Annotated in this window: 12 protein-coding genes; 5 read left to right on the forward strand and 7 right to left on the reverse strand. The window is 74.4% G+C overall.

Annotation, left to right across the window (positions count from 1 at the left end; genetic code table 11):
• Positions 1 to 42 precede the first annotated feature (42 nt).
• On the forward strand, positions 43 to 795 hold the full coding sequence (locus KBX06_RS14720; protein WP_210835073.1) for an HD domain-containing protein: 753 nt from the start codon (positions 43 to 45) through the stop codon (positions 793 to 795).
• Between the two features lie 234 nt (positions 796 to 1,029).
• Here the strand turns inward: KBX06_RS14720 and KBX06_RS14725 are convergent, their stop codons facing one another.
• Positions 1,030 to 2,019 (reverse strand): DUF559 domain-containing protein, encoded by a 990-nt coding sequence (locus KBX06_RS14725; RefSeq protein ID WP_210835074.1) that lies wholly within the window; start codon positions 2,017 to 2,019, stop codon positions 1,030 to 1,032.
• Between the two features lie 374 nt (positions 2,020 to 2,393).
• On the reverse strand, positions 2,394 to 2,633 hold the full coding sequence (locus KBX06_RS14730) for a winged helix-turn-helix domain-containing protein (RefSeq protein WP_210835075.1): 240 nt from the start codon (positions 2,631 to 2,633) through the stop codon (positions 2,394 to 2,396).
• Positions 2,634 to 3,007: 374 nt separating this feature from the next.
• On the opposite strand from KBX06_RS14730, the gene KBX06_RS14735 reads away from it, so the two are divergent.
• Positions 3,008 to 3,247 carry a cell division protein DivIVA gene (locus KBX06_RS14735; RefSeq protein ID WP_247685887.1) on the forward strand — a complete coding sequence of 80 codons (240 nt, stop codon included), beginning with the start codon at positions 3,008 to 3,010 and terminating at the stop codon, positions 3,245 to 3,247.
• Positions 3,248 to 3,521: 274 nt separating this feature from the next.
• On the opposite strand, the gene KBX06_RS14740 is transcribed toward KBX06_RS14735, so the two are convergent.
• Together KBX06_RS14740 and KBX06_RS14745 are read right to left on the reverse strand one after the other, a co-directional pair.
• Entirely contained in the window at positions 3,522 to 5,147 is a 1,626-nt protein-coding gene (locus KBX06_RS14740) for an ABC transporter permease (RefSeq protein ID WP_210835077.1), read from the reverse strand.
• Entirely contained in the window at positions 5,144 to 6,100 is a 957-nt protein-coding gene (locus KBX06_RS14745) for an ABC transporter ATP-binding protein (RefSeq protein WP_210835078.1), read from the reverse strand. The genes KBX06_RS14740 and KBX06_RS14745 overlap by 4 nt, the downstream gene beginning before the upstream one ends.
• Before the next feature lie 107 nt (positions 6,101 to 6,207).
• On the opposite strand from KBX06_RS14745, the gene KBX06_RS14750 reads away from it, so the two are divergent.
• Positions 6,208 to 6,996, forward strand: coding sequence for a TetR family transcriptional regulator (locus KBX06_RS14750; protein ID WP_210835079.1), 789 nt, complete (start codon positions 6,208 to 6,210; stop codon positions 6,994 to 6,996).
• Between the two features lie 46 nt (positions 6,997 to 7,042).
• On the opposite strand, the gene KBX06_RS14755 is transcribed toward KBX06_RS14750, so the two are convergent.
• Positions 7,043 to 8,836 carry an ABC transporter ATP-binding protein gene (locus KBX06_RS14755; protein ID WP_210835080.1) on the reverse strand — a complete coding sequence of 598 codons (1,794 nt, stop codon included), beginning with the start codon at positions 8,834 to 8,836 and terminating at the stop codon, positions 7,043 to 7,045.
• A 79-nt stretch (positions 8,837 to 8,915) separates the two neighbouring features.
• On the opposite strand from KBX06_RS14755, the gene KBX06_RS14760 reads away from it, so the two are divergent.
• Positions 8,916 to 9,368, forward strand: a complete 453-nt coding sequence (locus KBX06_RS14760; RefSeq protein WP_307854636.1) for a MarR family winged helix-turn-helix transcriptional regulator — start codon at positions 8,916 to 8,918, stop codon at positions 9,366 to 9,368.
• Positions 9,369 to 9,568: 200 nt separating this feature from the next.
• Entirely contained in the window at positions 9,569 to 11,353 is a 1,785-nt protein-coding gene (locus KBX06_RS14765) for an N-acetylglutaminylglutamine amidotransferase (RefSeq protein ID WP_210835082.1), read from the forward strand.
• 97 nt (positions 11,354 to 11,450) lie between these two features.
• Here KBX06_RS14765 and KBX06_RS14770 read toward each other — a convergent pair whose 3' ends face one another.
• Both KBX06_RS14770 and KBX06_RS14775 read right to left on the reverse strand, forming a co-directional pair.
• Entirely contained in the window at positions 11,451 to 12,584 is a 1,134-nt protein-coding gene (locus tag KBX06_RS14770) for a glutamate--cysteine ligase (RefSeq protein WP_210835083.1), read from the reverse strand.
• Positions 12,585 to 12,713: 129 nt separating this feature from the next.
• Positions 12,714 to 13,925 carry an RNA polymerase sigma factor gene (locus tag KBX06_RS14775; RefSeq protein ID WP_210835190.1) on the reverse strand — a complete coding sequence of 404 codons (1,212 nt, stop codon included), beginning with the start codon at positions 13,923 to 13,925 and terminating at the stop codon, positions 12,714 to 12,716.
• Positions 13,926 to 13,988: the final 63 nt, after the last annotated feature.

Here is a 13,988-nt window from a genome sequence, read left to right on the forward strand (position 1 = left end):
GCAGGGACACCCGGCACGGTGAAGATCGGCTATAAGTGGCGGATGGAGTTTCCCGCCTACCTGGCCACCATGCCGATGCACGCGATCACCGAGATCCACGGCGAGCCCGGCCTGCTGGCCCGGTTCCGGCTGGAGCTGCGTGCGTTCGACGAGGCCGCCCGGGACCGGCTCACCGAGGCCCTCGACCTGGCCGCCGAGCTGCACCGCGACGACCGGCGGGTACGCGAGCCCTACCTGAACCACCTGCTGCGGGTGGCGATCCGGATGCTGCACCACTACCAGGTCCGCGACGTCGACGTGATCGTCGCCGGCCTGCTGCACGACGCGGTGGAGGACCACCCCGACGAGTTGGCTGCCGCGGCTTCCGGCGAGCCTGGCGGGGCGTACGACGGCGAGGACGCCACCGCCGCCGCCCTGGCCGTGCTCGCGGCACGCTTCGGCCCGCGGGTGGCCCGCCTGGTCGGCGCGGTCACCAATCCGGCGTACGACCCGGGGCGCGACAAGCACGTCCAGTACCGGGAGCACGTGGCGGCCAGCCTGGACCGGGAGCCGTGGGCGCGGGTCATCAAGATCTCCGACTTCACGGACAACGGGGTGGGCGTCATCCACACCGTCGGCCCGAAGGTGACCTCGTCGGCCCGCAAGTACCGCCCGCTCGTGCCGGTCTACCGGGACCTCGTCACCCGGCCCGACACTCCCCTGTCGGCGCCGGTGAAGGAGCACATCCTCGGTCAGCTCGACCTGGCCGAGGAGCGCTTCAGCGCCATCCTCGACGAGCCACCCCACCCGAACTGACCGCGTCGGCCCCCGACCAGGTTCCGCTGTGGGGGTCAGGCCGCCTGGTAGACGCTGTCGAGGTGCCATTCCAGCAACTCCGCGTTCGGCCGGTCGGCCCGGCGATCCGGAACACCGCATCATTCCCGTGATCAGTTGATGGCCAACCGGAGGGTGGGGACCAGGATCCCCGGTTCCTCATCAAGTGATCGTGGTCGGCGGAGCCGTGCCGGGAGCGGCCACCTTCGGCACGGCTCATTCGATCGGGAGTCGCCGCCTCAACCCGGGGTCGGGCGCGAAGTCCTGCCTCCGGCGGGTCGCGAGGATGGCGAGTGTCTCGCGACGTACCTCATCGGGTTCGTGGAACAGGCGGCGGTGGGTGAAGCGGACGACGAGAACGCCCCTGGCCGCCAGGAGTGCGTCGCGTCGCAGGTCGATCTCGCGTTCCCGCGGGTCGGCGTGGGTCGTCGCGCCGTCCAGCTCGATGTCGACCAGCTCGGCCTCGGCGAACAGGTCGAGATAGACGGTTCGTCCACCCAGCCGTACCCGCGCCTGCCGTTGGAACGGCGGCATTCCCGGCCCGACGAAGACATGGTCGTGTCCCCAGATCTCCAGCGGACTGCGGCAGCCGGCGGCGAGCCGGTCCAGCAGCCGGCGTAACGCGGCGCGATCCGCCAGCTTCGGCGCGGTCGTCAACTCAGCGGCGATCCGTTGTGGGGTGGTCAGGCGGTCGTTGACCGCCCCGATGAGGGTCGCCGGCCGGTCCGCCGGAGGCAGCAGCGGCCACGCGTCGACGAGCGTCCGGTCCAACCGGGTGACCGGCTCACCGTCGCGTACCAGCGCATGAGGTGGTTCCGGGGCGAAGGACCGGCGATGGTGTACGACCAGGTGCGGCCCGCTGCGCAGCCCCGCACCCGTCGGCACGTTGAGATGTACCGGTTCGCCGGGCGGCTGACTGCGCAGCTTCCACACGTCCAGGGCGCTGAGGTGGCTCAGCGCACCGCGCCCGCCCGCGTAGGCCACCGCCGCCCGGCGGGCCAGGACCGGGGTGACCCGGGCCAGCGGCGGCGCGCTCTCCCCGCCGTCGACCAGGGCGGCGTCCACGTAGACCCCGGGCAGAAGCCGGAGCAGGCGTCCGGAACGCGACGCGTCCTCCAGCACCCAGCGCGGGAGCACCTGCGAGGCGGCGCGTCGGGTGACGAGCCCGCCGTTGCGGTCGACCAGGGCCCGCAGCACAGAGTTCACGCCGCCGACCGTGCCGGACCCGGCCACCACCCGCCACGGGGACCCCGCGATCGTTGTGGACAGCAGCCCCGCTGTGGACAACTCCCACCCGCGTCCGCGACCGTGCTATGGCGCCGATGATCGTCTGTCGACCGCCCGGAAGAAACCCACCACTTCGGCCGGGCCTACCCCAGATGATCGTGCCGCCACTCGCCGCCAGAGGACATCGGTGGGCGGTGCACAGTGGTGCCACGCCCCGGCGCACCATGGAGAGCCTCGGCCGTGCCGGGTGCCGGTGCCGGTGCCGGGTGCCGGTGCCGGTGCCGGGTGCCGGGTGCCGGTGCCGGTGCCGGGTGCCGGGTGCCGGGTTCATGAGGCAGCGCAGGGGCGCCCGATCAGGGCTCCCGCATCCAGAGCTTCGGATCGGTAACGAAGACACCCTTGCCCTGATGCCGACGGATGACGCGCAGCGCTTCGAGCCGCACGTAGACCATCTGGATAGTGGACGTGCCGACCTTGTAGTCCGCCGCCATCTGCGCGATCGACGGCAGCTTGTCCTCAGGCTTGAGCTGCTGCGCCTTGACACCGGCGATGATGTCGTCGGCGATACGGATGTAGTCGGGTGTTGTAGGCATGGCGCTCCTTGCGTGGCTCGCCAATTCGATCACGAACCGCCCATGAACGACAACATTCAGTGGTTGACATACACGAGTAAGTCGTTAGTGTTGGCGGCGAGCCGCTCCTCGCGTGGCAACGAGTTCGGCTCATCCCCTGGTCGGGGCGGGTGTGTGTGCCCGTCCCGGCCCCGTCCGGCTGCTCTGCTGTCGTACCGCCGAATCGGGCTGCGGCGGCCGAGCGGGCGGGTCGTTCGCGGCCCCCTCGCGGACGACCCGCCCTTCCAGACCCCACCGCGCGGAGCCTGCGCGCTCCCGCCTGCCCTGGAGAGAGGATCGTCGTGGCCCAGGTCTATCGAGGTGCTCAGCCCCATCCCGCCGGTTACCCGGGCCGGTTGACGCCGCACGAGGTGCGGACCCGCGAGTTCGCCGCGCGCCGGCACGGCGTCGACCCCGTGGAGGTACGCGAGTTCCAGGCCCGGGTCTCCGACGAGCTGGCCATGCTCAACGAGACGGTACGGCTGCTCACCCAGGAGAACGACCGGATCAGGCGGGCGCTGCGCGACTGGCAGACCATGCACGCGCGGGAGTGCCGGCCGCCGCAGGAGCAGCACCGCAACTCCGGTCACTGGTGACCGCGCGCCCCTCCCCCGGCGACCTGCTCGCCGTCGACGGCCGGGCCTCGGTGCAGTTCGCCGGGGACCGCGCCCTGACCTTCCGCGTCGTCTCGGTCGCCGACCGACCGACGTACGCCGGCTGGATCTGGCTGACCGGTTACGTCCTGAACCGGCGCGGCGAGGCGACCGCCAAGCGCGAGATCTACGTCCAGCTCGCCAACCTCCGCCCGGCCCTTCCTCCTGACACCCTTTCCCGCAGCGCCCCGCGCTCCCGTCCCGCCTCGTCCGGCGGTCAGCTCGGGACGTCGCGGCGGCGGAAACCGGCCATCCCCGCCGCCAGCAGCGCCGCCGCCACCGCCGTCAGCACGACCAGCGGCAGCGCCGCCGCCTCGACCGCCGGGGCCGACGGCACGTGGGTGTACGGCGACAGGTTCAGCGCCGCCTGCGGCAGGTCGAGCACCGCGCCCAACTGCCCGAGCAGCAGGAACACGATCAGCGCCGCCCAGGACAGCGCCACCGACCAGCGGGGCAGCAGCCCGAACAGCGCCGTCACCACCCCGGCGACCACCAGCAGGGCCGGCAGCCGCACCAGCGCCGCCCCGCCCAGCTCGACTGCCTGCCCGAGCGGATCGCCGGCGACGAGGCCGTAGCCGAGCCCGGTGGTGAGCCCACCCACCAGCACCAGGGCGAGCGCGCCGAGCGTCGCCGCGACCACCTGGGTGCCCAGCCAGCGGGTGCGCCCGACCGCCGTGGCCAGCACCGTCTCCAGCAGCCCGTCGGTCTCGTCACCGCGCGCACGCAGCAGCGCCTGCACGACGTACGCCCCGATGGCCAGCGCGAACAGCCCCAGCATCGCCGCCAGGTACGCGTCGATCAGCTTCGCGCCGCCGCCCATCGCGCTGATCGCCTCGGCGGCGGCCGGGTTCTCCTCGATCATGGCGTTGAACTCGTCGCCGGCGATGCCCATCGAGAACCCGAGCACCGCCACGCCGACCGCCCAGCCGAGCAGCGCGCCGCGCTGCAACCGCCAGGCCAGCCCGGCGGGGCTGAGCAGCCCGGGTACGGCTCTGGCAGGTCCGCGCCGGGGCGCGACGAGCCCGGCGCCGATGTCCCGCCGCTCGGCGAGGAAGTAGGCCGACACCACGCCGACGACCAGCAGCGCCACGGGCAGCGCCAGCACCCACCAGCGTTCGCCGCCGAAGGCGCGGACCTGGTTGCCCCAGCCGAGCGGCGAGAGCCAGGACGGCCAGGCGCTGACCACGCGCAGGCCGTCGTCGGTCTGCTCGCCCAGCACGTCACCGGCCGCGCGGAGCAGGAAGGCGATCCCGACGGCGGCGGCGGCCAGCGCGTTGGCGCCCCGGGAGGTGACCGACAGTTGCGCGCTGACGGCGGCGATCCCGGTGAACGCCACGCCGACGCCACCGAAGGCGGCGGCCGCGGCGAAGGAGCCGGCCGTCGGCAGGCCGGCGCCGACGAGGGCGGCGGCGAGCAGGGCGGTGGCGGCCACGTTCGCCGCGACGACCACCAGCAGGGCGGCGGTGAGCAGCGCGTACCGGCCGACGACGGAGGCGCCGAGCAGCTCCGCCCGCCCGGTCTCCTCGTTCTGCCGGGTGTGCCGGACCACCGCGAAGGTGCTCAGCAGCGCGGCGAGCAGGGCCAGCGTCAGGTACGCCTCGGCGACCACCACCGCGCCGAGGTCGGTGCCGACGACCGGCCCGTTGAAGGCGCGGGCGACCAGGCTGGACGCCGACGTGCTGGCGTAGCCGACCCGGGCCGCCTCGTCCGGGTAGAACTCCTTGACGCTGCCGGCGAGGGCGTAGCCGAGCAGGGGCGTGCCGAGCACCCACATCGTCAGCCGGACCCGGTCGCGGCGCAGCACGAGCCGGGCGAGTCGCCCGGTGCCGGTGAACGCGCTCACCGGGCACCCGCCGGCCGCTCGTCGTCGGTCGGGTCGGCCGTCGGCGCGGGGGCCCCGACGGGCACGGCGGCGCGCTCGTCGCCGTAGTGGCGCAGGAACAGCTCCTCCAGGGTGGGCGGGGCGCTGGTCAACGCGCGGACGCCGAACCCGACGAGGTGCCCGAGCAGCTCGTCGAGGTGGGCGGGCTCGACCTCCAGGTGGGTGCGCCCGTCGACCTCGCGCACGTCGTGGACGCCGGGCAGGGCGGCCAGGCCCGTCGCCGGCCGCGCGGTCTCGACCGTCACGGCCGTACGCGTGAGGTGGCGCAGCTCGGTGAGGGTGCCGGACTCGACGGTGCGGCCCTCGCGGATGATGCTGACCCGGTCGCAGAGCGCCTCGACCTCGGCGAGCACGTGGCTGGAGAGCAGGACGGTGGCGCCGTCGCGCTTGAGTTGGCGGACCTCGTCCTGGAAGACGGCCTCCATGAGCGGGTCGAGCCCGGAGGTCGGCTCGTCGAGCACGTAGAGCTCGACGTCGGAGGCGAAGGCGGCGACGATGGCGACCTTCTGCCGGTTGCCCTTGGAGTAGGTGCGGCACTTGCGCGTCGGATCGAGGGCGAAGCGCTCCAGCAGGTCGTCGCGGCGGCGCCGGTCGAGGCCCCCGCGCAGCTGGCCGAAGAGGTCGATCGCCTCCCCGCCGGAGAGGTTGGGCCACAGGTTCACGTCGCCGGGCACGTACGCCAGACGGCGGTGCAGGGCCACCGCGTCGCGCCACGGGTCGGCGTCGAAGACCCGTACGTCGCCCGCGTCGCGGCGCAGCAGGCCGAGCAGGACGCGGATGGTGGTGGACTTGCCGGAGCCGTTGGGGCCGAGGAAGCCGTGCACCTCCCCCGCCCCGACCTTCAGGTCGAGCCCGTCGAGCGCGCGGACGCTGCCGAACGTCTTGACCAGGTCGTCGATGGAGATGACGGACATGACCCCTCCAGCCACTCGTGGTGCCGACGAGCCCACTGTACTGACCGGCGGTCAGCGGAATCAACACCGAGGCCTCCCACCGGTCAGCGGCGGCTACGCTTGCCGCCATGACCGTCGAGGCGCCCGACGACACGCGCAGCCGGATCCTGCGCGCCGCGCTCGACCTGTTTGCCGAGCACGGCTACCAGCGCACCCCGCTGCGCCAGATCGCCGAGCGGCTGCGGCTGACCAAGGCCGCCATCCTCTACCACTTCCCGACCAAGGAGCACCTGCTCACCGCCCTGGTCGAGCCGCTGATGGCCGACCTGGAGGCGCTGCTGGACACGGCCGAGGCGGGGCCGTCCGAACGGGCCCGTACGACGGTGCTGGAGGGCTGGGTGGACACCATGCTGGCGCACCGCCGCCCGCTCGGCATGCTCTTCCACGACATCGCCCTCGTCACGCGCGGCGACACGTACCACCGGCTGATGCGGATCGCGCTGCGGGCCAACGACCTGATCGCCGGGGTGGGCGCGGGCCGCCGGGAGCGGGTGCGGGCGATCCAGGCGGTCGCCATGTGCAGCGACCCGATCGTCTTCTTCGCCGACGTGCCGGACGCGGTGCTGCGGGCGGACATGCTCGACGGCGTGCACCGCCTGCTCGGCGACCCAGCGGCCTCCGACCGGGCCGGCTCGGACCGGGCAGCCTCCGGCGGCGGCGTGGGCGCGTCGGCGGAGGGCGGCGCCGCGGGGCGCCGGCGACGGCCCGGGCGGCCACGGGCGATGAGCCCGGAGCAGGTGGAGGCGGCCCGGCGGATGCACGCCGGGGGCAGCCACTCGGCCGACGAGATCGCCGCCGCGCTCGGGGTCTCGCGGGCCACCGTCTACCGCCACCTCGACCCGGTCGTCGCGGAATAACGAGACGGTTTTCGCGACGGTTTTGAGACTGAGGTGACGACTGCCGTCAGGCGGCGAGGGTGGCGTAGCGGCCGGCGCGCTCCAGCAGGCCGTCGTGGCTGCCGGACTCGACGATCCGGCCATGGTCGAGCACGGCGATCTGGTCCGCGTCGCGCACCGTGGAGAGCCGGTGGGCGATGGTGATCGTGGTACGGCCCCGGGCCACCTCGTCGAACGCCCGCTGCACGGCGCGTTCGGTCTCGGTGTCCAGCGCGCTCGTGGCCTCGTCGAGGATGAGGATCCGCGGGTCGCGCAGCAGCGTACGGGCGATGGCGAGGCGTTGCTTCTCGCCGCCGGAGAAGCGGTGCCCCCGGGAGCCGACGACCGTGTCGTAGCCGTCGGGCAGCCCGGCGATCAGGTCGTGGATCCGGGCGGCGCGGGCGGCGGCCTCGATGTCGGCGTCGGTGGCGTCCGGGCGGGCGTGGCGCAGGTTCTCCCGCACCGTGGTGTGCAGCAGGTACGTCTCCTGGCTGACCACGCCGACGATCGCGGCCAGGTCGGCCAGGCGCAGGTCGCGCAGGTCGACGCCGTCGATGCTGATCCGGCCGCTCGTCGGGTCGTGCAGCCGGCTGACGAGCGCGGCCAGGGTGCTCTTGCCGGAGCCGGTCTGGCCGACCAGGGCCAGGCCGGTGCCGGCCGGCACGTCGAGGGTGATCCCCGCGACGGCGGCGGTGTCGCTGCCCGGGTAGCTGAAGGTGACGTCGGTCAGGCGCAGGTCGCCCCGGACCCGGCGGGGGTCGACGTCGACCGGTTCGGCGGGGTCGGCCACCTCGACGGGCAGGTCCAGGTACTCGAAGATCCGGGCGAACAGCGCCAGCGAGGCGGTGACCGAGACGGCCACGTTGAGCAGGCCCATCAGGGGGCGGAACAGCCCGCCCTGCAACGCGGTGAAGGCGACCAGGGTGCCGATGCTGAGCGTGCCGGCGGCGCCGGGCAGGCCGGCACTGAGATAGATGACCGCCGGAATGGCGGCGAACACGATGCTCATCGTCGCCATCCGCCAGCGGCCGGCGAGCTCGGCGCGCAACTCCAGGTCGACCAGGCGCTCCGACGAGGCGGCGAAGCGGGCGGCCAGGGCGGGGCCGGTGCCCAGCGTCTTGGCCAGGTGCACGCCGCTGACGGACAACCCCTCCTCGACGGTGACGTTGAGGTCGGCGAGTTCGCGCTGGCGCCGCGCGGTGATCTCGCGGCGCAGGTGGGCGACCCGGCGGGTCAGCCAGACGGCGGGCGGCAGCACCACGAGGGAGACCAGGGAGAGCCGCCAGGAGAGCGCGAGCATGGCCGCCGTGGTGGCGACCACGGTGGTCAGGTTGGCCGCGATCGAGGTGGCGGTGGAGGTGACCATGCTCTGCATGCCACCGATGTCGTTGGTGATGCGCGACTGCACCTCACCGGTCCGGGTGCGGGTGAAGAACGCCAGCGACTGCCGTTGCAGGTGGGTGAAGACGTCGGTGCGCAGCCGGTGCATGACCTGCTGCCCGACCCGGGTGGAGATCCAGGTCTGCGCCACGCCGAGCACCGAGGTCACGGTAGCGACGGCGACCAGGCCGGCCACCAGCGCGACCAGCAGCGTCAGGTCGCGCTCCGGCAGGGCCCGGTCGATCACGGCGCGCAGCAGGAAGGGCGAGGCCGTGGCGAGCACCGAGGAGACCACGATGATCGCGGTGACGGCGGCGAGCGCCGCCCGGTGCCGGGCGAACAGGGTGCCGATGCGCCGCAGGGACACCTGGCGGGCCTGGGCCTTCTCCGCGGGGCTGACCTTGCGGGGATCGCGGTCGCGGCCGGAGGGGACGGGTTCCAAAGGGTCACTCCCTCACGTAAGGATGCTGAGGTTACCTCAACATGAGGGAGCAACAGCTTCTGCTGTTACGGTATTCCCCGTGACGGCAGACCGGGACGGTTCCCCCTCGACGACGGAGGCGGACGGCGCGGAGGACGGCCTCGCCGAGGCGTTCCGGGCGGTGACCCGGCGGCTGCGCCGCCGCACCGGCGAGGCACTCGCGCCCTGGGACGTCACGCCCGGCCAGTCCCGGGCGCTCGGCGTGCTGCTCCGGCACGGCGCGCTGCGGCTCAGCACGCTCGCCGAGCACCTGCGCATCGCCCCGCGCTCGGCCACCGAGGTCGTCGACGACCTCGAGGCGCGCGGGCTCGTGCGGCGCCGGCCCGACCCGGCGGACCGGCGCGCCACCCTGGTCACGCCGACCGAGGAGGGCATCCGCGCCGGCGCCGCCATCCGCGCCGCCCGCCGGGCCGCCGCCGAGGAGCTGTTCGGGGGCCTCGCACCCGCCGACCGGGAACAGCTCGCCCGCATCCTGCGTACGCTGCGCGACTGACCGGCCCCCCACCACCGCGCGCCCGCCGTCGGCGCCGACCGGGCACCGCCGGGGGTTTGCCTCCCCCGGCGACGGGTAGCCCAGCCCCCCGTCCTGCCGACGGGACCGGGCCCCCGCGAGCGGTGGCCCGGCACCGCTGCGACGCCGACAGGAGTGATCACGGTGGGTCCGAGGCCGCGCAAGTCCGGTGACCACTGACGATGTGCGGCATCGGCGGCGAGGCGAGGTTCGACGGGTCGACGCCGGACGCCGGCGCGGTGACCCGGATGACCGAGGCGATGCGCTCCCGGGGCCCCGACGGCGAGGGCCTCCTCACCGACGGTTGGGTGACCCTCGGGCACCGCCGGCTCACCGTCATCGACCTCACCGAGGCCGGCGCCCAGCCGATGGTCCGCGACGACCTGGGGCTCGCGCTGGTCTTCAACGGCTGCGTCTACAACTACCCGGAGCTGCGGGAGAAGCTGCGGGCGGCCGGGCACACCTTCCACTCCACCAGCGACACCGAGGTCGTCCTGGTGGCGTACGCGCAGTGGGGCGAGGCCTTCGTCGAGCACCTCGTCGGCATGTTCGCCGTCGTGCTGGTGGACCGGCGGCGACGCCGGCTGGTGCTGGCCCGCGACCGGCTCGGCATCAAGCCGCTCTACCTCGCCGAGGCACCCGGCCGGCTGCGCTTCGCCTCCACCCTGCCGGCGCTGCTGCGCGCCGGCGACGTGGACACCACGATCGACCCCGTGGCGCTGCACCACTACCTGTCCTGGCACTCCATCGTGCCGGCGCCCCGCACCGTCCTGCGCGGGATCCGCAAGCTCCCCCCGGCCACCGTGCGCGTCGTCGAGGCCGACGGGCGCAGCCGCCAGCACGTCTACTGGCGGCCCGGCTACGCCCGCGACCCCGCCCACGCCGGCATGGACGCCGGTGACTGGCGGGCCGCCGTCGGGGACGCGCTGCGCGAGGCGGTACGGCGGCGGCTCGTCGCCGACGTCCCCGTCGGCGTGCTGCTCTCCGGTGGCCTGGACTCCAGCATGATCGTGGCCCTGCTCGCCGAGGCCGGGCAGCAGCACCTGCAGACCTTCAGCATCGGCTTCGACAGCCGCGGCGGCGAGGCCGGCGACGAGTTCCACTACTCCGACCTGGTCGCCCGCGCCTTCGACACCGACCACCACCGCATCCGGCTCGCCGACGACGACCTCGTGCCGGCCGTACGACGTACCGTCCACGCGATGACCGAGCCGATGGGCAGCCACGACGTGGTCGCCTTCCACCTGCTCTCCGAGCAGGTCGCCCGGCACGTGAAGGTGGCCCAGTCCGGGCAGGGCGCCGACGAGGTCTTCGCCGGCTACGGCTACCACCAGCCCCTCACACGGGTGCCCCGCGACGGCGCGACGGCGGCCTTCGCCGAGGCGTTCTTCGACCGCGACCACGCCGAGCTGAACCGGGTGGTCGACCCCGCGTACGCCTGCGACCGCGACGCCAGCCGCGAGCTGCTCGCCGCCGACCTGGCCGCGCCCGGCGCGCAGACGGCGCTGGACGCGGTGCTGCGCCTGGACACCCACCTGATGCTCCCCGACGACCCGGTCAAGCGGGTGGACAGCATGAGCATGGCGTGGGGGCTGGAGGTGCGCACCCCGTTCCTGGACCAGGACCTGGTCGCCCTGGCGGCGGCCTGCCCGCCCGAGCACAAGGTGGCCGACGGCGGCAAGGGCGTGCTCAAGGAGGTCGCCCGCCAGGTGCTGCCGGCGGAGGTGATCGACCGGCCGAAGGGCTACTTCCCGGTGCCGGCGCTGCGCAACGTCGACGGTCCGGTACGGCACCTCGTCGCCGACGCCCTCGCCGCGCCCGCCGCCCGCGAGCGCGGCCTGTTCCGCCGCGAGTACGTCGACGAACTGCTGGCCGAGCCGGACCGGGCGCAGGCCGCCGCCGGCAGCAACAAGCTGTGGCAGCTCGGCCTGCTGGAACTCTGGCTCCAGTCCCACGACGTCCGTTGACCGAACCTGCCCCGGTGCCGAGCGAGACCCCCGGTGCCGGGACGGCCGGACCTGCCCCGCGCCCCGAACCTGCCCCGCCCCCGGTTGCCGGGACGGTTCAGCCGGCGCGGGTCTCGGCGGCCAGGTGGTCCAGGACGGCGCGCACGTCGTCGCCCGTGCGGGCCATGACGCGGCGTTGCCGGGTGGCGCCGTTGCCGTCGCGGCGCAGTCGGACGAGCTGCCCGCGTACGTAGTCGAGGTCACCGTGGCGGGCCAGGGCCGGCGTGACCGTGTCGACGAGTTCCCCGACCAGCTCCCAGGCGGGACGGGCGACGCCGACGCGCAGGTCGATGAGGTCGCCCTCCAACCCGTCGTGGGCGGCCCGCCAGTGCGCGGCCGAGACCAGGCAGTCCCGGATCCGTCGGGCGGGGACCCCGGCGCGGACGTCGTCGGCCATCGTCGCGACCAGTGCCCGGACCAGCCCGGCGACCAGCACGGTGTCGTCCACGGCCGGGCAGACGTCGCCCACCCGCACCTCCACCGTGGGGTACGCGGCCGACGGGCGCGCGTACCAGTAGACCATCGCCGCGTCGAGCATGATCCCGGCGTCGATCAGCTCCGCCACCGTCGCGTCGTAGTCGGCGACCGACTCGAAGTGCGGGGTCGGCCCGATGCTGGGCCAGCGTTCCAACTGCATGGAGCGCCAACTGGCGTGCCCCGTGTCGCGGCCGTCGTGCAGCGGCGAGTTGGCGGTGATCGCCTGCACCACCGGCAGCCACGGGCGCAGGTGGTTGCAGACCTGGACGGCCAGTTCGCGATCGGCCATCCCGACGTGCACGTGACAGCCGCAGACGGCCGGGTCGTGCGCGACCGGCCCGAACCGCCGGGACATCGCGTGGTAGCGCGGCTTGTCCGGCACCGTCCGGTGCGGCTCGTGCACGGGCGTGGCACCGACCGCGACGAGCCGGGCGCCGGCGGCCTCGGCCGCGTCGCCAGCGGAGCGGCGCAGCGCCACCAGGCGGGCACGCAGCTCGGCGAGGTCGGCGGTGACGGGCGTGACCATCTCCACCATGCTGTGCCGGAACTCCTGCCGGCTCTGCTCCCGCGCGCTGCCGGACAGCGCGGTGAGCACCCGGTCGGCGACCGGCAGGCTCTCCCCCGTGCGCGAATCGAGCAGGAGGTACTCCTCCTCGACCCCGAGCGTCAGCGCGGTCGTGTCGAAGGCGGTGGCAGGTGCCGGACGGTACGTCATGGGGCTCCACGTCCGTTCGTCGGGCGGCACGCCGGGCGCCGCGCTGCCGGAAGAGCAGCGTTCCCGGCCCACCGACCGGGAAACGCGCAGGACCGGACGCGGGCCGCCGCGACGCGGCCCCGCCGGGCGCTATCCGCCCGTCAGCGCGCACGCCGCCCGCGCGGTCAGGAAGGCGCGTTCGGCAGCGTTGCCCGTCCGCTCGGCGGCCGTCCGGTACGCCTGCGCCGCCTCCCCCGCCCGGCCCAGCCGCCGCAGCAGGTCCGCCCGGACGGCGTGGAACACGTGGTAGCCGGCCAGGTCGAGCCGCTCCACCGCGGCCAGCCCCGCCGCCGCCCCGGCCACCTCGGCGAGCGCGACGGCCCGGTTCAGCGCCACCACCGGCCCCGGGGCGTACGCGGTGAGCTGGTCGTACAGCGTGAGGATCTGTGCCCAGTCGGTGCCGGCGGCGTCGGGCGCGTCGCTGTGCACGGCGGCGATCGCGGCCTGGATCTGGTACGGCCCGGGCCGGTCGCGGCGCAGGCAGCGACGGACCAGGGCCTGCCCCTCGACGACGAGCCCGGCGTCCCACCGGCGGCGGTCCTGCTCGGGCAGCGGCACCAGCGCGCCGTCGGCCGTGGTGCGGGCGGGGCGGCGTGCCTCGGTCAGCAGCATGAGCGCCAGCAGCCCCAGTGCCTCCGGCTCGTCCGGCATCAGCTCCACCAGCAGCCGGCCCAGCCGGATCGCCTCGGCGCACAGGTCGTCGCGGACGAGCCGGTCGCCGGAGCTGGCGGTGTGCCCCTCGGTGAAGATCAGGTAGAGCACGGCCAGCACGGCGGAGAGCCGGTCCGGCAGGTCGGCGTCGCCGGGCACCCGGTACGGGATCCCGGCGTCACGGATCTTGGCCTTGGCGCGGACGATCCGCTGCGCCATGGTCGCCTCCGACACCAGGAACGCGCGGGCGATCTCGGTGGTGCCCAGCCCGCCCAGCAGCCGCAGGGTCAGCGCCACCCGGGCGGCGGGCCCGAGCGCCGGATGGCAGCAGGTGAAGATCAGCCGGAGCCGGTCGTCGCGCACGGGTCCCCCCTCGGCCGGTACGTCGCGGACGTGCAGCAGGGCGGCCTGGACGTGCCGGTCGGCGCGGGAGGCCTCCCGCCGCAGCCGGTCGACGGCCCGGTTCCGGGCGGTGGTGATGATCCAGCCGGCCGGGCTGGGCGGCGGTCCGCTCTCGGGCCACCGTGCCACCGCCACCGTGAACGCCTCCTGCACCGCCTCCTCGGCGAGGTCGATGTCGCCGAGGAGGCGGACCAGGACGGCGACGGCGCGGCCGTACTCGGCGCGGAACACCGCCTCCACGTCGACCATCGTGCTCACGCTCACCTCGTCGACCCGCGACTCGTCAGTCCTCGTTCGCCGCTGCCGGCCGCC

It is taken from the genome of Micromonospora sp. C31, assembly GCF_018070575.1.
GTDB lineage: Bacteria > Actinomycetota > Actinomycetes > Mycobacteriales > Micromonosporaceae > Micromonospora.